The organism is Pseudoclavibacter sp. RFBJ3, assembly GCF_002931375.1.
Taxonomy (GTDB): domain Bacteria; phylum Actinomycetota; class Actinomycetes; order Actinomycetales; family Microbacteriaceae; genus Pseudoclavibacter.
The window spans coordinates 359305-379179 of record NZ_PSXZ01000004.1 but is presented as its reverse complement, the minus strand read 5'-3'; the positions used below and the strand labels follow the sequence as shown (position 1 = coordinate 379179).

Below are 19875 nucleotides of genomic sequence, written 5' to 3'. Positions count from 1 at the left end.
AAGGAAGGCCCTTGTCAAGTCTGCGCAGAGGCAGACCCGCAGGGTCCATCCGTTGATTATGGCACGGTTTCGGGAGAAACCTTGGATTCACGCGTGAGATTCACATCCCACGCCTACCCGACCCGAACCATCTCCTGCCTATTGCAACCCAGAGCGGGTCGATGATTATTCCCTCATCGCGCGCCATGCGGCCCCTCGTGCGTCGTCTGCTGAGCAGCAGGCCGCTCAGCCCGATGAGCATGATGCCGGGGATCACCCAGAACGCGAGCTTGTACTGCTGCCAGTCCACTGCTCCCGCCACGCCGATGCCGAGCCCGTCCAGCGAGATGCCGATCAGGAACATGGTCGTGAAGCTCGCGACGAAACCCCCGACGTTCACGATGCCGGACGCCGATCCGAGGCTCGAAGCGGGGTTGAAGGTGCGGGCGTAGTCGAAGCCGATCGCCGAGCCCGAGCCGCCGATGCCCATCACGACGAGGAGCACGACCAGGAGCCAGAGCGGCGGCAGGCCGGGCCACAGGAGCATCGCCACCCAGACGCCCAAGATGAGCAGGGCGCAGATCAGCACGAGGTTGGACCGCCGGAGCGGGTATCGCCCCGTGAGCACCCCGAGGAATGGGCCGAGGACCATTCCCGCGAGCACGATCACGGGGAGCAGCGACGAGGCAAGGGCCGGCTCCAGCCCCATGCCCTGCGTCATGAGCGGGAACCCCCACAGCAGGCCGAAGACCGTTCCAGGGAACTGCGTCGTGAAGTGCGCCCAGAAGCCGAGCCTCGTTCCCGGTCGGCGCGCGGCCTGGGCGACTTTCCCCATGACGCCACGGATGCTGATCGCCTCGCCGGCTCTGCGCAGCTCCGGGCTGTCCCGCAGGAACACCGCGACCGCGACCGAGGTGATCAGCGCAAGGCTCGCGACGGAGAGGAACGCCGGCGTCCAGGACGTGGACCGCAGCAGGAAGCCGAACGGGACAGCAGAGAGCACCTGTCCCAGCTGGCCGAGGTTGCCGTACCACTGCACGTAGACCGGCACCCGCCGCGGCGGGAACCACGCGGCGATGATCCGGAGCCCTGAGACGAAGGTCGTCGCGTCCCCGGCACCGACGAGCATCCGGCCCATGACCGCGACACCGAGTTCCGGCGCAAGCGCCACGATCAGCTGCCCTCCGGACATGAGCAGCGCCCCGACGAGGATGAGCCTCGACGGCCCGAATCGGTCGAGCAGCATGCCGACCGGAATCTGCAGAGCGGCATAGACCGCCAGCTGCGCGACGGCCAGCGTCGACAGCGCAGCGGCCCCGACCTCGAAACGCTCGCTGGCGAGCACGCCGGCGACCCCGAGTGACGATCGCTGCGTGACGGCGACCATGTAGGCGATCGCCGTGATGGCGAACATCGCGGGAGCAAGGCGGCGGTTCATCTGAACTATTGTCTCGCGTCCCGCCACCGGGACACGCCACACGGCGCAGACGAGAAGGCCGTCATACCGAAACGGCCACCGGGACGAGCCCGGGCAGGACCTCAGGCGTCGTCGTCGCGTCCGAGCGCCAGATAGCGCTCGATCTCCGCGGCGAGCTGGTCTGCAGAGGGCAGCTCGCCGGCCGCGTCCTCGAAGTCGTTGGTCACCGCGAGATTCTGCAGGTAGGCGTCGTGCTGCGTCTCGAGGGCGTGGATGAGCTTCTGCCCGTCCGGATTGGACTCGAGCTCGGCATCGACGCCAGCGCGGAACGTGCGATCCCGCTCACGCAACGCCTCGGTGGCGATCATGCGACCGGTCGCGCTTCCCAGAGCGGACAGCGCCGCGACTGCCCCTGCCGGCACCGAGGAGTCGGCGACGTAGTGCGGAATCAGCATCGCGAGGCTCAGAACGGGATGGCCGAGCTCCTCAGCCCGCACCTGGAAGTACTGCATGACGTGAGCCGGCGCCTCGGTCGTCGGGTTCCACACGGAGAGGGAATCCACGAGCTCCTCGCGATTGCCGGTCGCCGCGATGCGGATGGGACGCGTGTGGGGAACCGGCATGGGCACGGCGTGCACCCAGGTCGTCGAGGAGACCTCGAGCGCGTCGACAGCATCCACGAGCGCCTCGCTGAACAGCCGCCACCGGTAGTCCGGTTCGAAGCCAGAGAGGAATAGGAACTCCTGGCCGAGCTCGTCGGCGACGAGCCTGAGGTCGAGACGAGGTGACGACACGGACTTCACTCGACCGTTCGAGACGGACACGATCGGGCGTCGCGCGCGGTAGTCGTAGAGCTCGTCGACATCGAACTCCGCGACGATCCGGGCGTCCTCGTCGAGACCGATGATCTCGTCGGAGACCTGCGCCGCCACGGCTCCGGCGTCGTGACCACCACGCAGCGCGACGATGAGGGGCAGGCCTGCAGGGACGTCATGCCATGCGGCAGCCACTCGGAAGATGCGCTCAGTCTCGCTCATGGCTCCAATGCTAGGTCGGAAGGCTGACGTTGGTACGGGCGTTCGCGCTTGGCGCACGAGACGGCAGCCGTGGCTCCGCGCGCTCGCAATATGCTGGCCTGCATGACGCTTGCCACCCTGGAACTCGCCGAATCCGCTCCCGATGCACAGCTGCTGGTGCTCCCCGTGATCCGACTGGAGGAATCGCTCACCGTCTCGGCTCCCGCCGGGCTGCCGGATCTCGAGCCGTATCTCGAGGCCACGGGCTTCCTCGGCAAGAGCGGCGAGACGCAGAAGATCGCCATCCCGGTCGAGGGCGGCGTCCGGGCGGCCATCGCCCTCGGTCTCGGCGACGCGAGCGACGAGGAGCAGGCGAGGCGAGCAGGAGGTGCCCTCGCTCGCGCGGTCACCACCTCGGCCATCTCCATCGATGTCGACGCCCTCGACCCCGCGATCCGCGAGGCAGTCCTCCTCGGCGCCGTCCTTGCCAGCTACCGCTTCACGCCTTACAAGTCCGAGGAAGATGACGCCGCGCTGGCGACGATCAGTGTCGTGACTGCCGATGAGGCTCGCGCGTCCGCCGAGATCGCCAGGGTGAGCGCCATCGCGTCGTCCGTCGCTCTGGTCCAGGATGCCGTCAACACGCCACCGAACGACCTCCCTCCGGCCGCCCTCGCCGATATCGCGGTGCGCGTCGCAGAGTCGAAGGGCATCGAGTCCCGGGTCTGGGACGCCGAGCAGCTGCGCGATGGGGGCTTCGGCGGCCTGACGGCCGTCGGACAGGGCTCCTCGCGCGGCCCACGTCTCGTCCGTCTCGACTACCGGCCGGAGGGCGCGCAGCTGCACGTCGCGCTCGTCGGGAAGGGCATCACCTTCGACACGGGCGGGCTCTCGCTCAAGCCAGCCGGCTCCATGGTCGGCATGAAGTTCGACATGGCCGGAGCGGCGACGATCGTCGGCGTTCTCCAGGCCGCGGTCGAGCTCGACATCAAGGTCGCCATCACGGGCTGGCTCTGCATCGCCGAGAACATGCCTTCGAGCACGGCCACACGCCCCGACGACGTCGTGACGATCTACGGCGGCAAGACCGTCGAGATCACCAACACCGACGCAGAGGGCCGCATCGTCATGGCCGACGGCATCGCCGCAGCCAGCGAGGAGCACCCCGACCTCATCATCGACATCGCGACGCTGACCGGCGCCCAGATCGTGGCCCTCGGCGACCGCACCACCGCGGTCATGGGCAACGACGACGCCTGGATCAGCAGCGTCATCGAGGCATCGCGCTCGATCGGCGAGCCCTCCTGGGCGATGCCCATCCCGGAGGAGGTCGGCGAAACGCTCAAGTCCCCCGTGGCTGACCTCGCCAACATGCGCTCCGGCAACCGCTCGGCCGGCATGCTCGTCGCGGCCGCGTTCCTCGAGCGCTTCGTCGGCGAACGAGCCGACGGCGAAGGCACCATCCCCTGGGTGCACCTCGACATCGCGGGCCCCTCGAACAACACCTCGACCGCCTACGGCTACGTCCCCAAGGGCGCCACCGGCGTCATGGTGCGAACGCTCATCGCACTGCTCGAGTCCCGTTCCTGAGCTGGTTATTCCTGCCAGTTCGACGCGTGTAGGCTTGCCTGAGGGGTAATTTCGCCGCGCGTGGCGACCAGAAACCGGCCGCCGCTTCTCTATGAATTCCATTGAGGGAGTTTTCCGGGTGTCAGAACACAATTTCGACCTCGTCGTCCTTGGCGGAGGAAGTGCGGGATACGCCGCAGCTATCCGCGCCGTTCAGCTGGGCTCAACCGTCGCTCTGGTTGAGAAGGACAAGCTCGGAGGCACCTGCCTCCACCGTGGCTGCGTGCCTACCAAGGCCATGCTCCACGCGGCAGAGCTTGCGGACAACGCACACGAGGCATCATCGGTCGGCGTGCTCACCGAGTTCCAGGGCGTCGACATCGTGAAGGTCAACGCCTTCCGCGAGGGCATCGTCGCCAGCAAGTTCAAGGGCCTCCAGGGCCTCCTGAAGGCCAAGGGCGTCACCATCTTCCAGGGAGAGGGCAAGCTCGTCTCCCCCACGAACGTCCAGGTCGGGGACGACACGCTCACGGGCAAGAACGTCGTCCTCGCAACCGGGTCCTTCTCGCGTTCGCTGCCGGGCCTCGAGATCTCGGGCAACGTCATCACGAGCGAGCAGGCGCTCGAGCTCGAGTGGCTCCCGAACCGCGTCGTCATCCTCGGCGGCGGCGTCATCGGCCTGGAGTTCGCCAGCGTCTGGCGCTCGTTCGGCGTCGAGGTCACGATCGTCGAGGGCCTCAAGCACCTCGCTCCCGCTGAAGAGGAGTCCGTCTCCAAGCAGCTCGAGCGCGCGTACAAGAAGCGCGGCATCGACTTCAAGCTCGGCGTCCGCTTCAAGGGCGTCACGCAGGACGAGTACGGCGTGCACGTCGAGCTCGAGTCGGGCGACGTGCTCGACGCCGACCTGCTCCTCGTCGCGGTCGGTCGCGGCCCCGTGACCGACGGCATCGGCCTCGAAGAGGTCGGCGTCACGACGGACCGCGGCTTCGTGCCCGTCGACGAGACGCTGCAGACCAACGTCCCCGGCGTCTACGCCATCGGCGACATCGTTCCCGGCCTCCAGCTCGCGCACCGCAGCTACCAGCACGGCATCTTCGTCGCCGAGCAGATCGCCGGCCTCAACCCCGTGCAGGTCGAGGACATCAACATCCCGAAGATCACGTACTCCGACCCGGAGATCGCATCTGTCGGCTACTCCGAGGCGAAGGCGAAGGAGAAGTTCGGCGACGACGCCATCTCCACGGCCGAGTACAACCTCGCGGGCAACGCGAAGAGCTCGATCCTCGGCACGAGCGGCACCGTCAAGCTCGTGCGCGTCAACGACGGCCCGATCGTCGGTGTCCACATGATCGGCGGCCGCGTCGGCGAGCTCGTGAGCGAAGCTCAGCTCATCGTCAACTGGGAGGCCTACCCAGAGGACGTCGCGCACCTCATCCACGCCCACCCGACGCAGGGTGAGACGATCGGCGAGGCAGCGCGTCTGCTCGCCGGAGTCCCGCTGCACGCCCTCTGACCAGCCAGAACCACTCAAGGAGAACCCACATCATGAGCGAAGACGTAACGCTCCCGGCACTCGGCGAGAGTGTCACCGAAGGAACCGTCACCCGCTGGCTGAAGAGCGTCGGCGACACCGTCGAGGTCGACGAGCCACTGCTCGAGGTCTCGACGGACAAGGTCGACACCGAGATCCCGTCGCCCATCGCCGGCGTCCTCGAGGAGATCCTCGTTGGCGAAGACGAGACCGTCGAGGTCGGCGCAGTGCTCGCTCGCCTCGGCGACGGCTCCGGCGCGTCGTCCTCCGACGACAGCGCTCCTGCGGCCGAAGAGGCTCAGGCCGAGCCCGAGGTCGAGGAAGCAGCCGAGTCGACCTCGCAGCCCGCCGCGGCTCCCGAGGCCGAAGAGGCCCCTGCAGACAAGGAAGACGAGGGCTACGCAGAGCCGGCTCCCGAGAAGGAGACGACGTCTGAGGCTCCCGCCAAGCAGGCAGCGACCCCTGCCGCGCAGACGGCGCAGCAGTCCGCTTCCGCTCCGAAGCCGCCGGCGCAGCCCAAGCAGCCTTCGCAGCCCAAGCAGGCTGGTGAGACGGCGCAGGCCGCCTCGAGCTCCGACCCCCGCTACGTCACGCCGCTCGTTCGCAAGCTCGCGGCAGACGCTGGCGTCGACCTCTCTAAGGTCCAGGGCACCGGAGTCGGCGGGCGCATCCGCAAGGAAGACGTCGTCGCCTTCGCTGAGTCGAGCAAGTCCGCAGCTCCGGCAGCGGCAGCCTCGGCCGGCACCCCCGGCGAGCCCACCCCGTTCGAGGTCTCCGAGCTGCGTGGCACGACGGCGAAGATGTCGCGTCTCCGCAAGGTCGTTGCCGAGCGTGCTGTCGCTTCGATGAACTCGACGGCCCAGCTCACGACGGTCGTCGAGGTCGACGTGACTCGCATCGCGCAGCTGCGTGACCGCGTCAAGGGCGACTTCCACGCGAAGACGGGCAACAAGCTCTCGTTCCTGCCGTTCTTCACCCTCGCGGCGGCAGAAGCGCTCCAGAGCTTCCCGATCATCAACTCCACGGTCGACGGAGACTCCATCGTCTACCCGGAGTCCGAGAACATCGCCATGGCGGTCGACACCGAGCGCGGCCTGCTCACGCCGGTCATCAAGAAGGCGTCGCAGTTCGACATCGCCGGCCTCGCAGGCCAGATCGCTGACCTCGCCGAGCGCACGCGTGACAACAAGCTGCTCCCGGACGAGCTTGCCGGCGGAACGTTCACGGTCACGAACACGGGCTCGCGCGGCGCGCTGTTCGACACGCCCGTCGTCTTCCTCCCGCAGAGCGCGATCCTCGGGACCGGGATCGTCGCGAAGCGTCCGGCTGTCGTGAAGACGGCAGACGGCCAGGAGTCCATCGCGATTCGCTCGCTGGTCTTCCTCGCGCTGAGCTACGACCACCGCATCATCGACGGTGCCGACGCTGCTCGCTTCCTCTCGCAGGTGAAGAACCGCCTCGAAGAGGGCGCGTTCGAAGGACAGCTCGGACTCTAGAGCCGTCACTGAGGAGCTGCCGCTCCTCGGACATCCCGCAGACGCCAGCCGGCCTCCCCACGAGCAATCGTGAGGGAGGCCGGTGGTGTCTCTGCGGCCTGGATCGCGTCCGCCGGCCACAGATCCACCACGACGAGGTCGCCGTAGCGATCCCTGAGTGTCGCCGCTGTCAGTCCCGCGAGCTGGTCTGCTGCGCCCCCACCGCGGGCGAGGTCCGCGTGCAGGCCCGGCGCGTCACTCTGGTACACCTCCTCGAGACAACCGGCGGTCTCGCTGGCAAGGCACTCGGCCCGCCGCTCGACCAGGGCCAGCACGGCGACGGTCGGATCGTCCGCCATGGCGCGTGCGCGCCAGTCAGGGGCTCCAGCTGAGTCGGCGACGGGCATCGTCTCGTTCACCGGCGGGTTCCCGGAGCTCGGAGGGCCCGACTCAGCGGTGTGTGCGGGCCCGGCATCGCTCGCTCGCACGCTCGGAGCCGGATCCTCTCCCCCACCAGGTACCTCACCGAGCAGCCCCAGCGCCGCGGCGCAGATGCACAGGACCACTGCGGCAGCTGCCGCGATGCGAAAAGGCAGCCTGATGGTGCCCAGCGTGCGGCGCAGGAAACCGGGCTGCCGACGCGCCCGCTGCCGCCTCCTGCTCCGCCCACCGCGAGACGCCCGCTGATCGGCGGCCTCGGGGCGATCTCGACGTCTGGCTTCCCCTCGGGCCCGCACGGAGTGCTCGAGGCGGACGTCTCTGCCTGCAGCGCCTGCCTCGGCGAAGTCCCCGCCTGCGTCGTCGTCATCGCCGTCGAGCAGCGAACTGGTCAAGCGGCGTGTGTCGGCACCCGCAGGATCGAAGTCATCGTGCCCGCCGGTAGCCGGAACCACGTGCGGCAGCGTCGACTCATGCGCCAGCAAGGCCCGACGTGGAGAGCGCTCTCCCGCAGCCGGGTCCTGGATGTCACTGGCATCGTGCCAGGCGAAGAGCGCGTCGAGCAGGCGCTCGGGCAGCTCAGCATCCACATCACCGCTCAAGCACCTGTCGAGTTCGCGCTCGAGTGCCGCCGGCAGCTCGAGCTCGGTCGGCAGCTGCGCGAGGACCAGATCGGCGAAGCCCTCGAAGGCCTTCCAGTCGCGGACGATGCCGGGCTGCAGCCGGTCGTCGAACCCCTCGAGGCGTGACAGCGTGTCCCACCTCTTGACGACGGGTCGCCCCTGAGCGGTGAGCCGAACGTCCTCGAGGCCCAAGCCGCCGAGAGCGAGGCCCGCTCGGTGAAGCTCGGCGAGCGTCTCGGCGAGCGGGGCGAGGATCGTCACGATCTCACCGGTCGCGAGGGGGTATGGCCGGTCGAGCAGCTCCCCCACGCTGGATCCGATCGTCGCCTCGAGGACCGCCACGGCCTCTCGGCGATCCGTCAGACCAATGTCGAGCAGCACGGGGATGCTCGGGGCGCTGACCTCGTCGAAGACCTCGCAGAGCTCGGTGAGCGTCGGTCCCCCGCTCGCCTCGACCTCCACGACAAGCTCAACCGTGCCGTTGAGAGCTGCGGCAGGAAGCTGCGGTTGCGAGACGTCTGCTGCCCCGGAGAGCCATTCCTCCTCATCCGGTGCCGCCTGCTCCCTCGACACCGCCAGGAGGCGATGCCAGGCGCCGGTATCGTCGAGCACCTCGACGACCCGCCAGCCCACGACGTCGAAGTACTCGGGGCGGTCGAGGCGGTCGGTTCCCGGCAGATTTCTGGCTCGCACAACGGGAGTCTGACGGTCCCCACATCAGCGGAGTGCACCAGCTTCATCGTCTGTGGAGAAGTCGTCACGAGTCCGAATGTGAATACGGGGTGAAGTGCCGGTATTCTGGATGCACTATGGCGAACTCTCCACAAGCCAGCGCAGCAGCGGAAAAAGAACCAGGTCGCTTCAAGCAGATCTGGCAAGTCCTCAAGATGACGGTCAAGTACGACAAGACCGCACCTTGGATCATGGCCGCTGCCGTGCTCGTCCCCCTGATCATCGCAGCGCTCGTGAGCATCTTCCTGCCTGGATCGAACGCGCTCATCTGGATCCTCACGATGATCCTCGGCCTCATGGTCGGCGTGCTCCTCTTCATGTTCACGCTGAACTGGCGCGCCGAGCGGGTGGCCTTCGGGCAACTCGAAGGGCGCGCCGGTGCAACCGGCCAGGTGCTCACCAGCGCCATGCGCGGAACCTGGCAAACCAGCGAGATGCCGGTCGCCTTCAACGCGAAGACGCAGGATGCGGTCTACCGTGCGATCGGCAAGCCCGGCGTTGTCATCCTCACCGAGGGCAGCAAGTCCGGCACCAAGCGACTGCTCGACGACGAGCGCCGCAAGACCGCGCGAATCCTGCCGAACGTGCCCATCCACCACTTCCACGTGGGGACGGGCGCCGACGACGTGAAGCTCGTCAAGGTCCGCAAGACCCTCAACAAGCTCCCGAAGAAGCTCACCAAGCCGGAGATCGTCGCCGTGACGAGCCGACTCAAGGCGCTCGGCAGCAACGCGCTCCCGATCCCCAAGGGCATTGACCCGATGCGGATGCGCTCGTCGCGTTCGCAGATGCGCTGATCCGCAGCATCCCCGCCAGAGACTCGCCCTGTCGCTCTACACGAGCCGCAGGGCGAGTTTTGTCATGATGTCGTGGCCGCCGCGCTGGTCGCTGTCCCAGACGAGCATGGGCAGCACGAGCGTCACGAGGAGCTGGCGGATGAGGGGACGCACGTAGCCGGGAGCTGAGCCATCGAGTCTGGTCACGCGCATCCGGAACAGCAGGTGTCCCGCCGAACCCCCGAAGAGCATGATGCCCACAGAGCTCATGGAGAAGAAGAGGAGCAGGATCGCGATCGACTCGTAGTCGAAGAAGAGGAACGCGACGCCGGCAGCGAGGGCGTAGTCCACGATGAGGGCGGGGATGCGTCGACGCATGGGCCCTATCGAGCCTCGCCCTTCCTCGGGGTAGCCGAGGCGGTAGCCCGGGTAGCGGTTGTTCTCCGGGCGTGCGAACTCCGGACTGCTTGACTGTGCGGGCATCCGGACAGCTTACCTTCGCCATCCGAGCCTCCTCGGTGCCCGATCGCCCCTGCATATCACGCTCTGCGTAACGTGCACGAAACATAACAGTGACCAAGGGGCAACAGCGAGTGGTTAGCTTGTGACAGGACCCCGTCCGCCAACACCTTCGACACGACCCGGAGAAGCCATGTTCAAAGAACCGTCTGAAGTCCTCGCCTATATCGCCGATAACGATGTCAAGTTCCTCGACATCCGCTTCACCGACCTCCCGGGTGTGCAGCAGCACTTCAACATCCCCGCGTCGACCGTCGACGAGGAGTTCTTCTCCGTCGGCCAGCTCTTCGACGGCTCCTCGATCCGCGGTTTCGCGTCGATCCACGAGTCGGACATGCAGCTCATCCCCGACGTGACGACCGCGTACCTCGACCCGTTCCGCGACGCCAAGACCCTGATCATGGTCTTCGACATCTACAACCCGCGCACCGGTGAGATCTACCACCGCGACCCGCGCCAGGTCGCGAAGAAGGCTGTCGACTACCTGTCCTCGACGGGCATCGCTGACACGGCGTTCTTCGCTCCAGAGGCCGAGTTCTACATCTTCGACGACGTGCGCTACTCCGTGACGTCGAACCAGAGCTTCTACTCGGTCGACTCCGAAGAGGGCGCCTGGAACTCCGGCCGCGAAGAAGAGGGCGGCAACCTCGGCAACAAGACGCCGTTCAAGGGTGGCTACTTCCCCGTCTCCCCCGTCGACAAGACGGCAGACCTGCGCGACGACATCACGCTCAAGCTCATCGAGGCTGGTTTCATCCTCGAGCGCTCGCACCACGAGGTGGGCACCGGCGGGCAGCAGGAGATCAACTACCGCTTCGACACGATGGTCAGCGCTGCAGATGACATCCTGAAGTTCAAGTACATCGTCAAGAACACCGCTGAGCAGTGGGGCAAGTCGGCCACGTTCATGCCGAAGCCGCTCTACAACGACAACGGCTCGGGCATGCACACGCACCAGTCGCTCTGGAAGGACGGCGAGCCGCTCTTCTACGACGAGGCCGGCTACGGTTCGCTCTCCGACACGGCTCGCTGGTACATCGGCGGTCTGCTTGCGCACGCCAACTCGCTCGCGGCGTTCACCAACCCGACGACGAACTCCTACCACCGCCTGGTGAAGGGCTTCGAGGCTCCCATCAACCTGGTCTACTCGGCAGGAAACCGCTCGGCTGCGATCCGCATCCCGATCACGGGCTCCAACCCGAAGGCGAAGCGCATCGAGTTCCGTGCACCGGACGCCTCGGCCAACCCGTACCTCGCGTTCGCGGCCCAGCTCATGGCAGGCCTCGACGGTATCCAGAACCGCATCGAGCCGCACGAGCCCGTCGACAAGGACCTCTACGAGCTTCCCCCGGAAGAGGCGAAGAGCATCCCGCAGCTCGCCACCTCGCTGCCTGAGGCGCTCGCAGCTCTCGAGGCTGACCACGAGTACCTCACCAAGGGCAACGTCTTCACGCCGGAGCTCATCGAGAACTGGATCAACTACAAGACGGTCAACGAAGTGCAGCCGCTCGCGCAGCGTCCGCACCCGTACGAGTTCGAGCTCTACTACGGCGTCTAACTCGTCGCGGTAGCTCCACGCCCGGCCCGTCTCGCAAGCTGCGAGGCGGGCCGGGCGTTTTGCGCGTGGCGATGTGCACGCCGGCACCTCCGTGCCGTCCAGGTAGGCGCTGGACGGCATGGCAGGCTGGGTGGATGGATGAAGCAGAACTCCACGAGCAGGCTCTGGCCGCGATCGACCACCACAAGCGGCTCGCCGCGAGCATCCACGCCGCGGCCGTCCGTCGGCTCTCGTCCGAGCCGCAGAGCGAGGACTGGCACCGGCACAACGCGGACGTCGACAGCGCCATCGACGAGCTCCTCGCCCACGAGTTCACGACGCCGAAGTCCGCGTTGCAGGCACTCGCCTCGCACGAGGCCCAGCACGCCGTCGGCATCGGCAAGCAGTCCGGCCTCGACGCGGTCCTGATCGCCGACAGCCTCGAGCGCGCCATCATCGAGCAGCAGTCCGCGCAGTCCTAGGTCCTAGGCTCTCAATCCTCGTGCCTCGTCCGCGTCTGACGGAGCATGGAGCGGGCGGCTACTCGCCGTAGAAGAGTCGCTCGAACACGCGACGAGCGCGGCGGGTCTCGCCGAGGTAGTCGTCCTCCAGATGTGGGCCAGAGCCCGGCGAATAGCCCAGCGCACGTGCGACCGCATCGAGCGTCGGACCGTCCTGGGGCAGCAGGTCGGACTGCTTGTTCGTCGCCAGGTACAGCGCCGAGCGCACCCGCGAGGCCAGCAGCCAGGCGTCGCGCAGCTGATTGGCGTCGGTCGGCGTGAGCAGTTCCTCGTCCTGTGCGGCGTCGATGGTGCCGAGCGTCGACGTCGTCCGAAGGGATGTGCGGTGCGTCGCGTGCTGCAGCTGCAGGGTCTGGGCGAGCCACTCGACGTCGCTCAGCGAGCCGCGCCCGAGCTTGAGGTGTCGCGTCGGGTCCGCTCCCTGCGGCAGCCGCTCGTTCTCGACTCTCGCCTTGATGCGCCGCACCTCGCGAAGGCCGTCCTCGGACAGCTCCTTGCCGTACCGGACCTCGTCGACGAGGTCCATGAAGCGGTCACGCACGTTGGCATCCCCGACGACGTCGTGGGCACGCAGCAGCGCCTGGGTCTCCCAGCCGAGCGACCAGCGGGCGTAGTAGCTGCGGTAGGCGGACAGCGACCGGACGAGGGGCCCGGACTTGCCCTCAGGGCGGAGCCCCGCATCCAGGTCGATCGGCATGCGCGGGTCGGCCGTGAACTCCACGATCCGGTGCACGAGCGACAGGGCTCGCCGACTCGCCAGGTCGGGGTTCTCGAAGTCGCCCTTCTCGAAGACGTAGAGGACGTCGAGATCCGAGCCGAAGCCGAGCTCGCGACCGCCGTAGCGGCCCATGGCGATGATCGCGAACGGAGGGTACTCGACCTTGTCGATGCGTCGGACCGCGTCGTATGCACCCTGGAGCGTCGCCGTCGCGATGTCGGAGAGACCGGCTCCCGTCTGCTTGATGTCGATGAGGCTGAGGAGACCGCCGATGGCCAGGCGCAGGACCTCGCGTCGACGGAACGTGCGAAGGGCCCTCCGAAGGGCAACCTCGTCGTCGTGGCGGCGGATCGTGGTGGCGACCTCGTCGAGCAGCGCGGTGAGGGTGCGAGGCTTCAGCTGGGCGTCGTCGTCCAGCCACTTCACCGCCTCCGGGTAGAGCTCGAAGAACTCTGCTGCGAACTTCGAGCCGGAGAGCAGCTGCGTGAGCCGCTTGGCCGCCGCCGAGCTGTCGCGCAGGAGCCTCAGGTACCACGCGGTGTCGCCGAGCCGCTCCGAGAGCTTCCTGAAGGCGAGGAATCCGCTGTCGGGGTCGCTGCCCTGCGAGAACCAGTCGATGAGCACCGGCAGCAGCGTGCGCTGCATGATCGCTCTGCGGGACACCCCCTTCACGAGCGCAGTGATGTGCGCGAGCGCGCCCCGCGGGTCGAGGAATCCGATGGCGCGCAGGCGAGCCTCCGCCTGGTCCGAGCTCAGCGCGAACCCCTCCGTGGGCAGCGCCGCGACCGCGGAGAGCAGTGGGCGATAGAAGACCTTCTCGTGCAGACCGCGGACACGGAGCTTCACCCGCTGCCACTCGTCGGTGAGCTCGCGTGAGTTCGCGAAGCTCGCCGAGCGAGCCAGGACGGCACGTTCGATGTCGCTCGTCGGCATGAGGTGCGTGCGCCGCAGGGCACGCAGCTGGATCCGGTGCTCGAGCAGGCGAAGGAACTCGTAGTCGGAGGAGAACTGATTCGCGTCGTCGCGCCCGATGTAACCGCCCTCGCTGAGCGCCTCGAGCGCCGCGAGCGTCGACCGTTCCCTCACGGTCTCGTCATGCTGACCATGCACGAGCTGCAGGAGCTGGACGGTGAACTCGATATCGCGGAGCCCGCCAGGTCCGAGCTTGATCTGCAGATCGACTTCCTCTGCAGGGATGTGCTCGGTCACGCGCTCGCGCATCGCCCGTACCTGGTCGACGAAGTCCGCGCGGCTGGCGCTCGCCCAGATCAGCGGCTCGACGCGGCGCTCGAATTCCTCTCCGAGCCTCAGGTCGCCCGCCATGGCCCTGGATTTGATGAGTGCCTGGAACTCCCAGTTCTTCGCCCACCGCTCGTAGTAGCGGGCGTACGAGTCGATCGTGCGCACGAGCGCACCGTCCTTGCCCTCCGGCCTGAGGTTCGCATCCACCTCCCAGAGCGCTGGCTCGATGTCCGTCGAGTCGATGACGCGCATCGTGAGGCTGGCGAGCCTCGTGCCGATCTCGACGGCCTTCGGGACAGCGACGCGCTCCGGATCGGACGATTCGGCGACGAACATGATGTCGACGTCGCTGATGTAGTTGAGCTCCTCGGCGCCGGCCTTGCCCATGCCGATCACCGAGAGGCGAACGCACTCGACGTCCTCGGCTGGGAAGCGTCCGAATCCGCTCGGCGGCGCCTGGGTCTCTGCACGGGCGACCATGATCGCGGCATCCAGCGTCTCTCCCGCGAGGTCGGCAAGAGCACGACTCACCTCGCGGACGCATCCGCGCTGGTCGTCCTGGGCCAGGTCGAAGGCGGTGATGCGGGCCAGTTCGGTGCGGTAGCGGATGCGGAGCGAGCGAATCGCCTCAGAGCCTGTGATCTGCGCGACGGCCATGCCGAATCCGCCGTCGGCATCTGCCTGGTCGGCGTCGACGCCGACACTCGCCGCCATCCGGCGCTGCAGCTCGGCACGGGTCGGCAGCTCGGACTCGCCGGACTGCACGACCTCCATCGTGCGCGGGTGGCGCAGGAAGAACTCGGCCAGGCCTGTCGACGCCCCGAGCAGACGGACGACCGTCTTGGCGTTCGGTCGCTCCGCGAACAGCGAGTCGACGGCACTCGGGTGCTGCCGCGCGAGATACACGAGCCACTGGAGCGCCTGGTCCGGATCGGCGACGCGCTCGTCGACGACGGAGAACACGTCGTCTGCACGCACCCCGGTCAGCTCGGCGAGCTCCACAAGGCGCGGCTCGGCTTCGCTGGGCGCAGCGAAACCCGCCCTCGCGAGGCGCGTTCGCAGACCGTCAGAGCGCACGGCTTACAAGGAGTGCAGGTTCGAGGCGAGCTCGAAGGGCGTCACCTGAGCGCGGTACTGCTTCCATTCCGCACGCTTGTTCGCGAGGAAGTAGGCGAAGACCTGCTCTCCGAGCGTCTCGGCGACAAGCTCCGAGTTCTCCATGATGGCGATGGCCTCGTTGAGGCTCGACGGCAGTGGATCGAAGCCGAGCACGCTGCGCTCACGCGGCGACATCTCCCAGATGTCTCCCTCGATCTCGGCGGGAAGCTCGTACTCCTCCGACACGCCCTTGAGGCCGGCCGAAAGCAGGACCGCGTACGCGAGGTACGGGTTGGCCGCGGAGTCGATGCCGCGGTACTCGACCCGAGCCGAGCCGCCCTTGTTGGGCTTGTAGGTCGGGATGCGCACGAGCGCAGAGCTGTTGTTGTGGCCCCAGCACGCGTAGCTCGGGGCCTCGTCTCCGCCCCAGATGCGCTTGTAGGAGTTGACGAACTGGTTCGTCACAGCCGTGATCTCCGGCGCGTGCTTGAGGAGACCCGCGACGAAGTGCCTGCCGATCTTCGACAGCTGGTACTCGGCGCCCGGCTCGTGGAACACGTTCGTGTCGCCCTCGAAGAGCGAGACGTGCGTGTGCATGCCGCTGCCAGGGTGCTGCCACATCGGCTTGGGCATGAACGTGGCGTACACGCCCTGCTCGATGGCGACTTCCTTGACCACGGTGCGGAACGTCATGACGTTGTCGGCCGTGTTGAGCGCATCCGAGAACCTGAGGTCGATCTCGTTCTGGCCTGGGCCAGCCTCGTGGTGGCTGTACTCGACCGAGATGCCCAGGTCTTCCAGGATGCGCACTGCGCGACGACGGAAGTCGTGAGCGGTTCCGCCTGGCACGTTGTCGAAGTAGCCAGCGTTGTCTGCCGGCACCGGCTCGCCGCTGAGCGCCTCGTCGGACTTCAGCAGGTAGAACTCGATCTCGGGGTGCACGTAGAAGGTGAAGCCCTGCGCCGACGCCACGTCCAGCGCGCGGCGAAGCACGCGGCGCGGGTCGGTGACCGAGGGCTGCCCGTCCGGAGTGGAGATGTCGCAGAACATCCGAGCGGTCGGGTCGATCTCACCGCGCCACGGGAGCATCTGGAACGTCGACGGATCCGGGTGCAGGAGCATGTCGGCCTCAGACCGCCTCGTGAACCCCTCGACGGCTGAGCCGTCGAGTCCGATGCCCTCGTTGAAGGCACCCTCCACCTCCGCCGGTGCGATTGCCACGGACTTCAGTGTTCCGAGAACATCCGTAAACCACAGGCGGATGAACTTGATCCCGCGCTCCTCGATCTGGCGGAGTACGAAGTCCTGCTGCTTGTCCACTCGGGCTCCAATTCTTGTTGTGCGCCTCCCCCTAGGCTACTGGGCCTGAGGCCGCCCCGCCGTATGATGGCCTGCATGTCTCAGGCCAGTGCACCGAAGCGAGTCCGAATTCGACACTTTCAGACGGCCAAGGCCGCCGGCGAGCGCATCACCGCGCTCACGAGCTACGACGCCATGACCGCTGCAGTGTTTGACGAGGCAGGCATCGACGTGCTCCTCGTCGGAGACTCCGCGGCCACCACGGTGCTCGGTGAGACCTCGACGCTGCCCGTCACGGTCGATGAGCTGATTCCCATGGCACGCTCCGTCGCACGCGGCGTGTCGCGAGCCCTCGTCGTCGCAGATCTTCCGTTCGGCAGCTACGAGCGCGGACCGGAGCAGGCTCTGGACACCGCGGTCAGGTTCATGAAGGAGGCCGGCGTGCAGGCGGTGAAGCTCGAGGGCGGCGTGCGTTCGCAGGCCACTATCAAGCGCATCGTCGAAGCCGGGATCCCCGTGATGGCCCACATCGGCTACACCCCGCAGAGCGAGCACGGCCTCGGCGGGCACGTCGTGCAGGGCCGAGGCGACGCGGCGGAGCGAGTTCGAGCAGACGCTCGGGCGGTGCAGGAGGCCGGCGCGTTCAGCGTGGTCCTCGAGATGGTCCCAGCCGTCCTGGCCGCGGAGATCACGCGGGAGCTCGTCATCCCGACCATCGGCATCGGCGCCGGTGCCGAGTGCGACGGCCAGATCCTCGTGTGGACCGACGCGATGGGCCTCGGCACCGGTCGCATGCCGCGCTTCGTGCGCAAGTACGCCGACCTGCGCGGCATCCTCCTCGACGCCGCATCGAGCTACCGCGACGAGGTCAAGTCAGGCGCGTTCCCCTCGGAGGCGGAGAGCTTCGAGGACCAGTCCGGCTAGGGCCGCCTCGAGAACGAGGAGGGACGCCGAAGGTCAGCGGTCCTCTTCGGCCTCTTCCTCAGCCCAGGCCTTCGCGCGCTCCTGAAGCTTCTCAGGGGCGCGCTTCGCCTCTGCCTCGGATGCGAACGGGCCGACGAGCTCGGAGCCGAGGGACTGCCGTCCGACCTCGACCTCGCCCGTGCGCGAGTTGTACCAGAATTCCTGTGCATGCGTATCGGTCATAGGCTCAAGCGTATGCCGAAAGACCCGAACACAGGACTCCTCATCCCCGGCCGCAGCGCCCCGGCCAGATCCGTCCCAGCCGCCATCGCCCGCCCGCCGTACGTCGGCAAGCAGGCTCCGGACACGTGGACGGGCGGGGACGTCTACACGCCGGAGGAGATCGCCCGGATCGAACGGGCATCCGCCATCGCCGCCGATGCCCTCGAGCACCTCGAGCAGTTCGCCGTCCCAGGCGTCACCACCGATGAGCTCGACAGCATCGCGCACGACTTCGTGACCGCGCGAGGCGCCTATCCGTCGACGCTCGGCTACCGCGGGTTCCCGAAATCGAGCTGCACCTCGCTCAACGAGGTGATCTGCCACGGGATCCCAGACGACACGATGCTCGAATCCGGAGACATCCTCAACGTCGACATCACTGCCTACTTTGAGGGCATGCACGGAGACACGAACCGCATGTACCTCGTCGGCGACGTCGCCGACGAGTCGCGGCTGCTCGTCGAGCGCACGCACGAGGCCATGATGCGCGGCATAGCCGCAGCCAAGCCCGGACGGCAGGTCAACGTCATCGGGCGCGTCATCGAGAAGTACGCGAGCAGGTTCGGCTACGGGGTCGTGCGCGACTACACGGGCCACGGTGTCGGTGGGGCATTCCACTCCGGCCTGATCATTCCGCACTACGACTCCCCGCAGCACACCACGGTCATCGAAGAGGGAATGGTCTTCACCGTCGAGCCGATGCTCACGCTCGGAACCTCGGACTGGCGCCTCTGGGATGACGGCTGGACCGTCGTGACCTCCGACGGCTCTCGGTGCGCGCAGTGGGAGCACACCGTCGTCGTCACCTCAGACGGCCCGCGGCTCCTGACCGTGCCATCGGCCTGACGGCGCGAACGGGCACCCCGCTCCCGATATGCTCACACGCATGGGCAAGAGCAGAGCCACCAAGGCCATCGGCATCGACATCGGCGGCACCGGCATCAAGGGGGCGCTCGTCGACCTCCGCACAGGCGAGCTGCTCTCCAAGCGGCGCAAGGTGCCGACGCCGGTCGGCGGTGACCCGCGCGAGGTCATCGACGCGACCATGGAGATCGTCCGCAAGATCTGGGACAAGGACCTCGACGGCGACACGGACGTCCCGGTGGGCATCAGCGTTCCCGCGATCGTCAAGCACGGGGTGACGCGCTCCGCGGCCAACATCTCGCCGCGCTGGATCGACTTCGCCGCCAGGGCGGCCTTCTCCGAGGCGGTCGGGCGCGAAGTGGCGCTCGCGAACGATGCAGACGCGGCCGGCATCGCGGAGGTGCGCTTCGGCGTGGCGCACGGGCGACTCGACAGCGTCATCATGACGACGCTCGGCACGGGCATCGGGACGGCCATGTTCTACGGGGGCCACCTGTTCCCGAACTCCGAGCTCGGGCATATCAGCATCGGCGACCACAGCGACTACGAGAAGTTCGCCTCGTCGAAGGTGCGCGAGCGCGATGAGCTGTCGTTCTCGGAATGGGGTTCGCGACTCACTCCCTATTACCGTCAGCTCGAGGCGCTCTTCTCCCCCGACGTCTTCATCGTCTCGGGCGGCATCTCCAAGCAGGCAGACGAGTTCCTGCACTACATCGACGTCGAGACCCCCATCGTCGTCGCCGAGTTCATGAACAACGCTGGCATCGTCGGCTCAGCATGCCTCGCAGCCGAGCACTGGGTCTGATCCCCGACCCTCGACACGCGCTGAATCGAACGGCGGAGGCCGGGCCGGAAGCCAGAACAGCTTCAAGCCCGGCACCGCGACCAAGAGAGTGAGCAGGCCGACCGATACGCCGGGTTCTGTCCCGATGTGAATCGGGGGCGGCCATCTCTCTCGCGCACACGTTGCCGCGTGCATCTAGCGGCCTACCCGGGGACTCGGCGAGCAGCGTCGTCATCCCCTGTATGGCCTTGCTCCGGACGAGGTTTACCTTGCGGCGCCTGTCACCAGGCGCCCGGTGGGCTCTTACCCCACCCTTTCACCCTTACCCCTGCATCCCGAAGGACGCGGCGGGGCGGTCTGCTTTCTGTGGCACTGTCTCGCGGGTTTCCCCGGGTGGGCGTTACCCACCGTCCTGCTCTGCGGAGCCCGGACGTTCCTCGGCATGGCTTCCCATGACGCGACCGCCTGGTCGACCTGCTCACGCACCATCGTAGTGCCTGGAGAACGCTCCGGAAATTGTCCAGACAACCTGACCCAGCGTGAGCGAATGAT

The 19875-nt window shown here is 67.4% G+C and carries 16 protein-coding genes and 1 other RNA gene; 9 read left to right on the top strand and 8 right to left on the bottom strand.

All coding sequences use genetic code 11. The features are described 5' to 3' along the window. Positions 1-100: 100 nt before the first annotated feature. Both C5E07_RS05585 and C5E07_RS05580 read right to left on the bottom strand, forming a co-directional pair. A complete protein-coding gene (locus C5E07_RS05585) occupies positions 101-1417 on the bottom strand; it encodes a nitrate/nitrite transporter (RefSeq protein ID WP_104298723.1) in 1317 nt (438 codons plus the stop codon). Positions 1418-1518: 101 nt separating this feature from the next. Continuing rightward, entirely contained in the window at positions 1519-2433 is a 915-nt protein-coding gene (locus tag C5E07_RS05580; protein ID WP_104298722.1) for a proteasome assembly chaperone family protein, read from the bottom strand. 102 nt (positions 2434-2535) lie between these two features. Here C5E07_RS05580 and C5E07_RS05575 point away from each other — a divergent pair, with 102 nt between their 5' ends. The 3 genes from C5E07_RS05575 to sucB all read left to right on the top strand — a co-directional run bounded on the left by C5E07_RS05575 (position 2536) and on the right by sucB (position 7008). Beyond that, the gene (locus C5E07_RS05575) at positions 2536-4002 is read left to right on the top strand and encodes a leucyl aminopeptidase (RefSeq protein WP_104298811.1); all 1467 of its coding nucleotides are present in this window, start codon (positions 2536-2538) and stop codon (positions 4000-4002) included. Between the two features lie 118 nt (positions 4003-4120). Next, positions 4121-5494: a dihydrolipoyl dehydrogenase gene (lpdA, locus tag C5E07_RS05570; RefSeq protein WP_104298721.1), complete on the top strand. Its 1374-nt coding sequence runs from the start codon at positions 4121-4123 to the stop codon at positions 5492-5494. Positions 5495-5526: 32 nt separating this feature from the next. Continuing rightward, on the top strand, positions 5527-7008 hold the full coding sequence (gene sucB, locus C5E07_RS05565) for a 2-oxoglutarate dehydrogenase, E2 component, dihydrolipoamide succinyltransferase (protein ID WP_104241359.1): 1482 nt from the start codon (positions 5527-5529) through the stop codon (positions 7006-7008). 5 nt (positions 7009-7013) lie between these two features. Here sucB and C5E07_RS05560 read toward each other — a convergent pair whose 3' ends face one another. Continuing rightward, positions 7014-8741, bottom strand: coding sequence for a hypothetical protein (locus C5E07_RS05560; protein ID WP_104298720.1), 1728 nt, complete (start codon positions 8739-8741; stop codon positions 7014-7016). Between the two features lie 116 nt (positions 8742-8857). On the opposite strand from C5E07_RS05560, the gene C5E07_RS05555 reads away from it, so the two are divergent. Further along, positions 8858-9577 (top strand): DUF4191 domain-containing protein, encoded by a 720-nt coding sequence (locus tag C5E07_RS05555; protein WP_104298719.1) that lies wholly within the window; start codon positions 8858-8860, stop codon positions 9575-9577. A gap of 36 nt (positions 9578-9613) precedes the next feature. Here the strand turns inward: C5E07_RS05555 and C5E07_RS05550 are convergent, their stop codons facing one another. After that, positions 9614-10039 carry an RDD family protein gene (locus C5E07_RS05550; protein WP_104241362.1) on the bottom strand — a complete coding sequence of 142 codons (426 nt, stop codon included), beginning with the start codon at positions 10037-10039 and terminating at the stop codon, positions 9614-9616. 169 nt (positions 10040-10208) lie between these two features. Between C5E07_RS05550 and glnA (C5E07_RS05545) the strand changes: the two genes are divergently transcribed. After that, on the top strand, positions 10209-11633 hold the full coding sequence (glnA, locus tag C5E07_RS05545; protein WP_068492563.1) for a type I glutamate--ammonia ligase: 1425 nt from the start codon (positions 10209-10211) through the stop codon (positions 11631-11633). A gap of 134 nt (positions 11634-11767) precedes the next feature. After that, the gene (locus C5E07_RS05540; RefSeq protein ID WP_104298718.1) at positions 11768-12094 is read left to right on the top strand and encodes a hypothetical protein; all 327 of its coding nucleotides are present in this window, start codon (positions 11768-11770) and stop codon (positions 12092-12094) included. A gap of 58 nt (positions 12095-12152) precedes the next feature. On the opposite strand, the gene C5E07_RS05535 is transcribed toward C5E07_RS05540, so the two are convergent. Both C5E07_RS05535 and glnA (C5E07_RS05530) read right to left on the bottom strand, forming a co-directional pair. Continuing rightward, a complete protein-coding gene (locus C5E07_RS05535; RefSeq protein WP_104298717.1) occupies positions 12153-15170 on the bottom strand; it encodes a bifunctional [glutamine synthetase] adenylyltransferase/[glutamine synthetase]-adenylyl-L-tyrosine phosphorylase in 3018 nt (1005 codons plus the stop codon). Positions 15171-15173: 3 nt separating this feature from the next. Then, positions 15174-16511: a type I glutamate--ammonia ligase gene (gene glnA, locus C5E07_RS05530; protein WP_104241365.1), complete on the bottom strand. Its 1338-nt coding sequence runs from the start codon at positions 16509-16511 to the stop codon at positions 15174-15176. Between the two features lie 75 nt (positions 16512-16586). On the opposite strand from glnA (C5E07_RS05530), the gene panB reads away from it, so the two are divergent. Next, entirely contained in the window at positions 16587-17414 is an 828-nt protein-coding gene (gene panB / locus C5E07_RS05525) for a 3-methyl-2-oxobutanoate hydroxymethyltransferase (RefSeq protein ID WP_228496594.1), read from the top strand. 33 nt (positions 17415-17447) lie between these two features. Here the strand turns inward: panB and C5E07_RS05520 are convergent, their stop codons facing one another. After that, on the bottom strand, positions 17448-17636 hold the full coding sequence (locus tag C5E07_RS05520; RefSeq protein WP_104241367.1) for a hypothetical protein: 189 nt from the start codon (positions 17634-17636) through the stop codon (positions 17448-17450). Between the two features lie 12 nt (positions 17637-17648). Here C5E07_RS05520 and map point away from each other — a divergent pair, with 12 nt between their 5' ends. Together map and ppgK are read left to right on the top strand one after the other, a co-directional pair. Then, positions 17649-18521, top strand: coding sequence for a type I methionyl aminopeptidase (map, locus tag C5E07_RS05515; protein ID WP_104298716.1), 873 nt, complete (start codon positions 17649-17651; stop codon positions 18519-18521). A gap of 40 nt (positions 18522-18561) precedes the next feature. Beyond that, positions 18562-19344 carry a polyphosphate--glucose phosphotransferase gene (gene ppgK / locus C5E07_RS05510; protein ID WP_104242077.1) on the top strand — a complete coding sequence of 261 codons (783 nt, stop codon included), beginning with the start codon at positions 18562-18564 and terminating at the stop codon, positions 19342-19344. 89 nt (positions 19345-19433) lie between these two features. Here ppgK and rnpB read toward each other — a convergent pair. Continuing rightward, positions 19434-19800: RNase P RNA component class A (gene rnpB, locus C5E07_RS05505), an RNA gene on the bottom strand. Positions 19801-19875: the final 75 nt, after the last annotated feature.

Excerpts from the sequence above, each read along its gene's own strand:
- C5E07_RS05585 (WP_104298723.1), bottom strand. The coding sequence starts at position 1,417 with ATGAACCGCCGCCTTGCTCCCGCGATGTTCGCCATCACGGCGATCGCC.
- C5E07_RS05580 (WP_104298722.1), bottom strand. The coding sequence starts at position 2,433 with ATGAGCGAGACTGAGCGCATCTTCCGAGTGGCTGCCGCATGGCATGAC.
- C5E07_RS05575 (WP_104298811.1), top strand. The coding sequence starts at position 2,536 with ATGACGCTTGCCACCCTGGAACTCGCCGAATCCGCTCCCGATGCACAG.
- sucB (WP_104241359.1), top strand. The coding sequence starts at position 5,527 with ATGAGCGAAGACGTAACGCTCCCGGCACTCGGCGAGAGTGTCACCGAA.
- C5E07_RS05555 (WP_104298719.1), top strand. The coding sequence starts at position 8,858 with ATGGCGAACTCTCCACAAGCCAGCGCAGCAGCGGAAAAAGAACCAGGT.
- C5E07_RS05550 (WP_104241362.1), bottom strand. The coding sequence starts at position 10,039 with ATGCCCGCACAGTCAAGCAGTCCGGAGTTCGCACGCCCGGAGAACAAC.
- glnA (WP_068492563.1), top strand. The coding sequence starts at position 10,209 with ATGTTCAAAGAACCGTCTGAAGTCCTCGCCTATATCGCCGATAACGAT.
- C5E07_RS05540 (WP_104298718.1), top strand. The coding sequence starts at position 11,768 with ATGGATGAAGCAGAACTCCACGAGCAGGCTCTGGCCGCGATCGACCAC.
- panB (WP_228496594.1), top strand. The coding sequence starts at position 16,587 with ATGTCTCAGGCCAGTGCACCGAAGCGAGTCCGAATTCGACACTTTCAG.
- C5E07_RS05520 (WP_104241367.1), bottom strand. The coding sequence starts at position 17,636 with ATGACCGATACGCATGCACAGGAATTCTGGTACAACTCGCGCACGGGC.
- map (WP_104298716.1), top strand. The coding sequence starts at position 17,649 with ATGCCGAAAGACCCGAACACAGGACTCCTCATCCCCGGCCGCAGCGCC.
- ppgK (WP_104242077.1), top strand. The coding sequence starts at position 18,562 with ATGGGCAAGAGCAGAGCCACCAAGGCCATCGGCATCGACATCGGCGGC.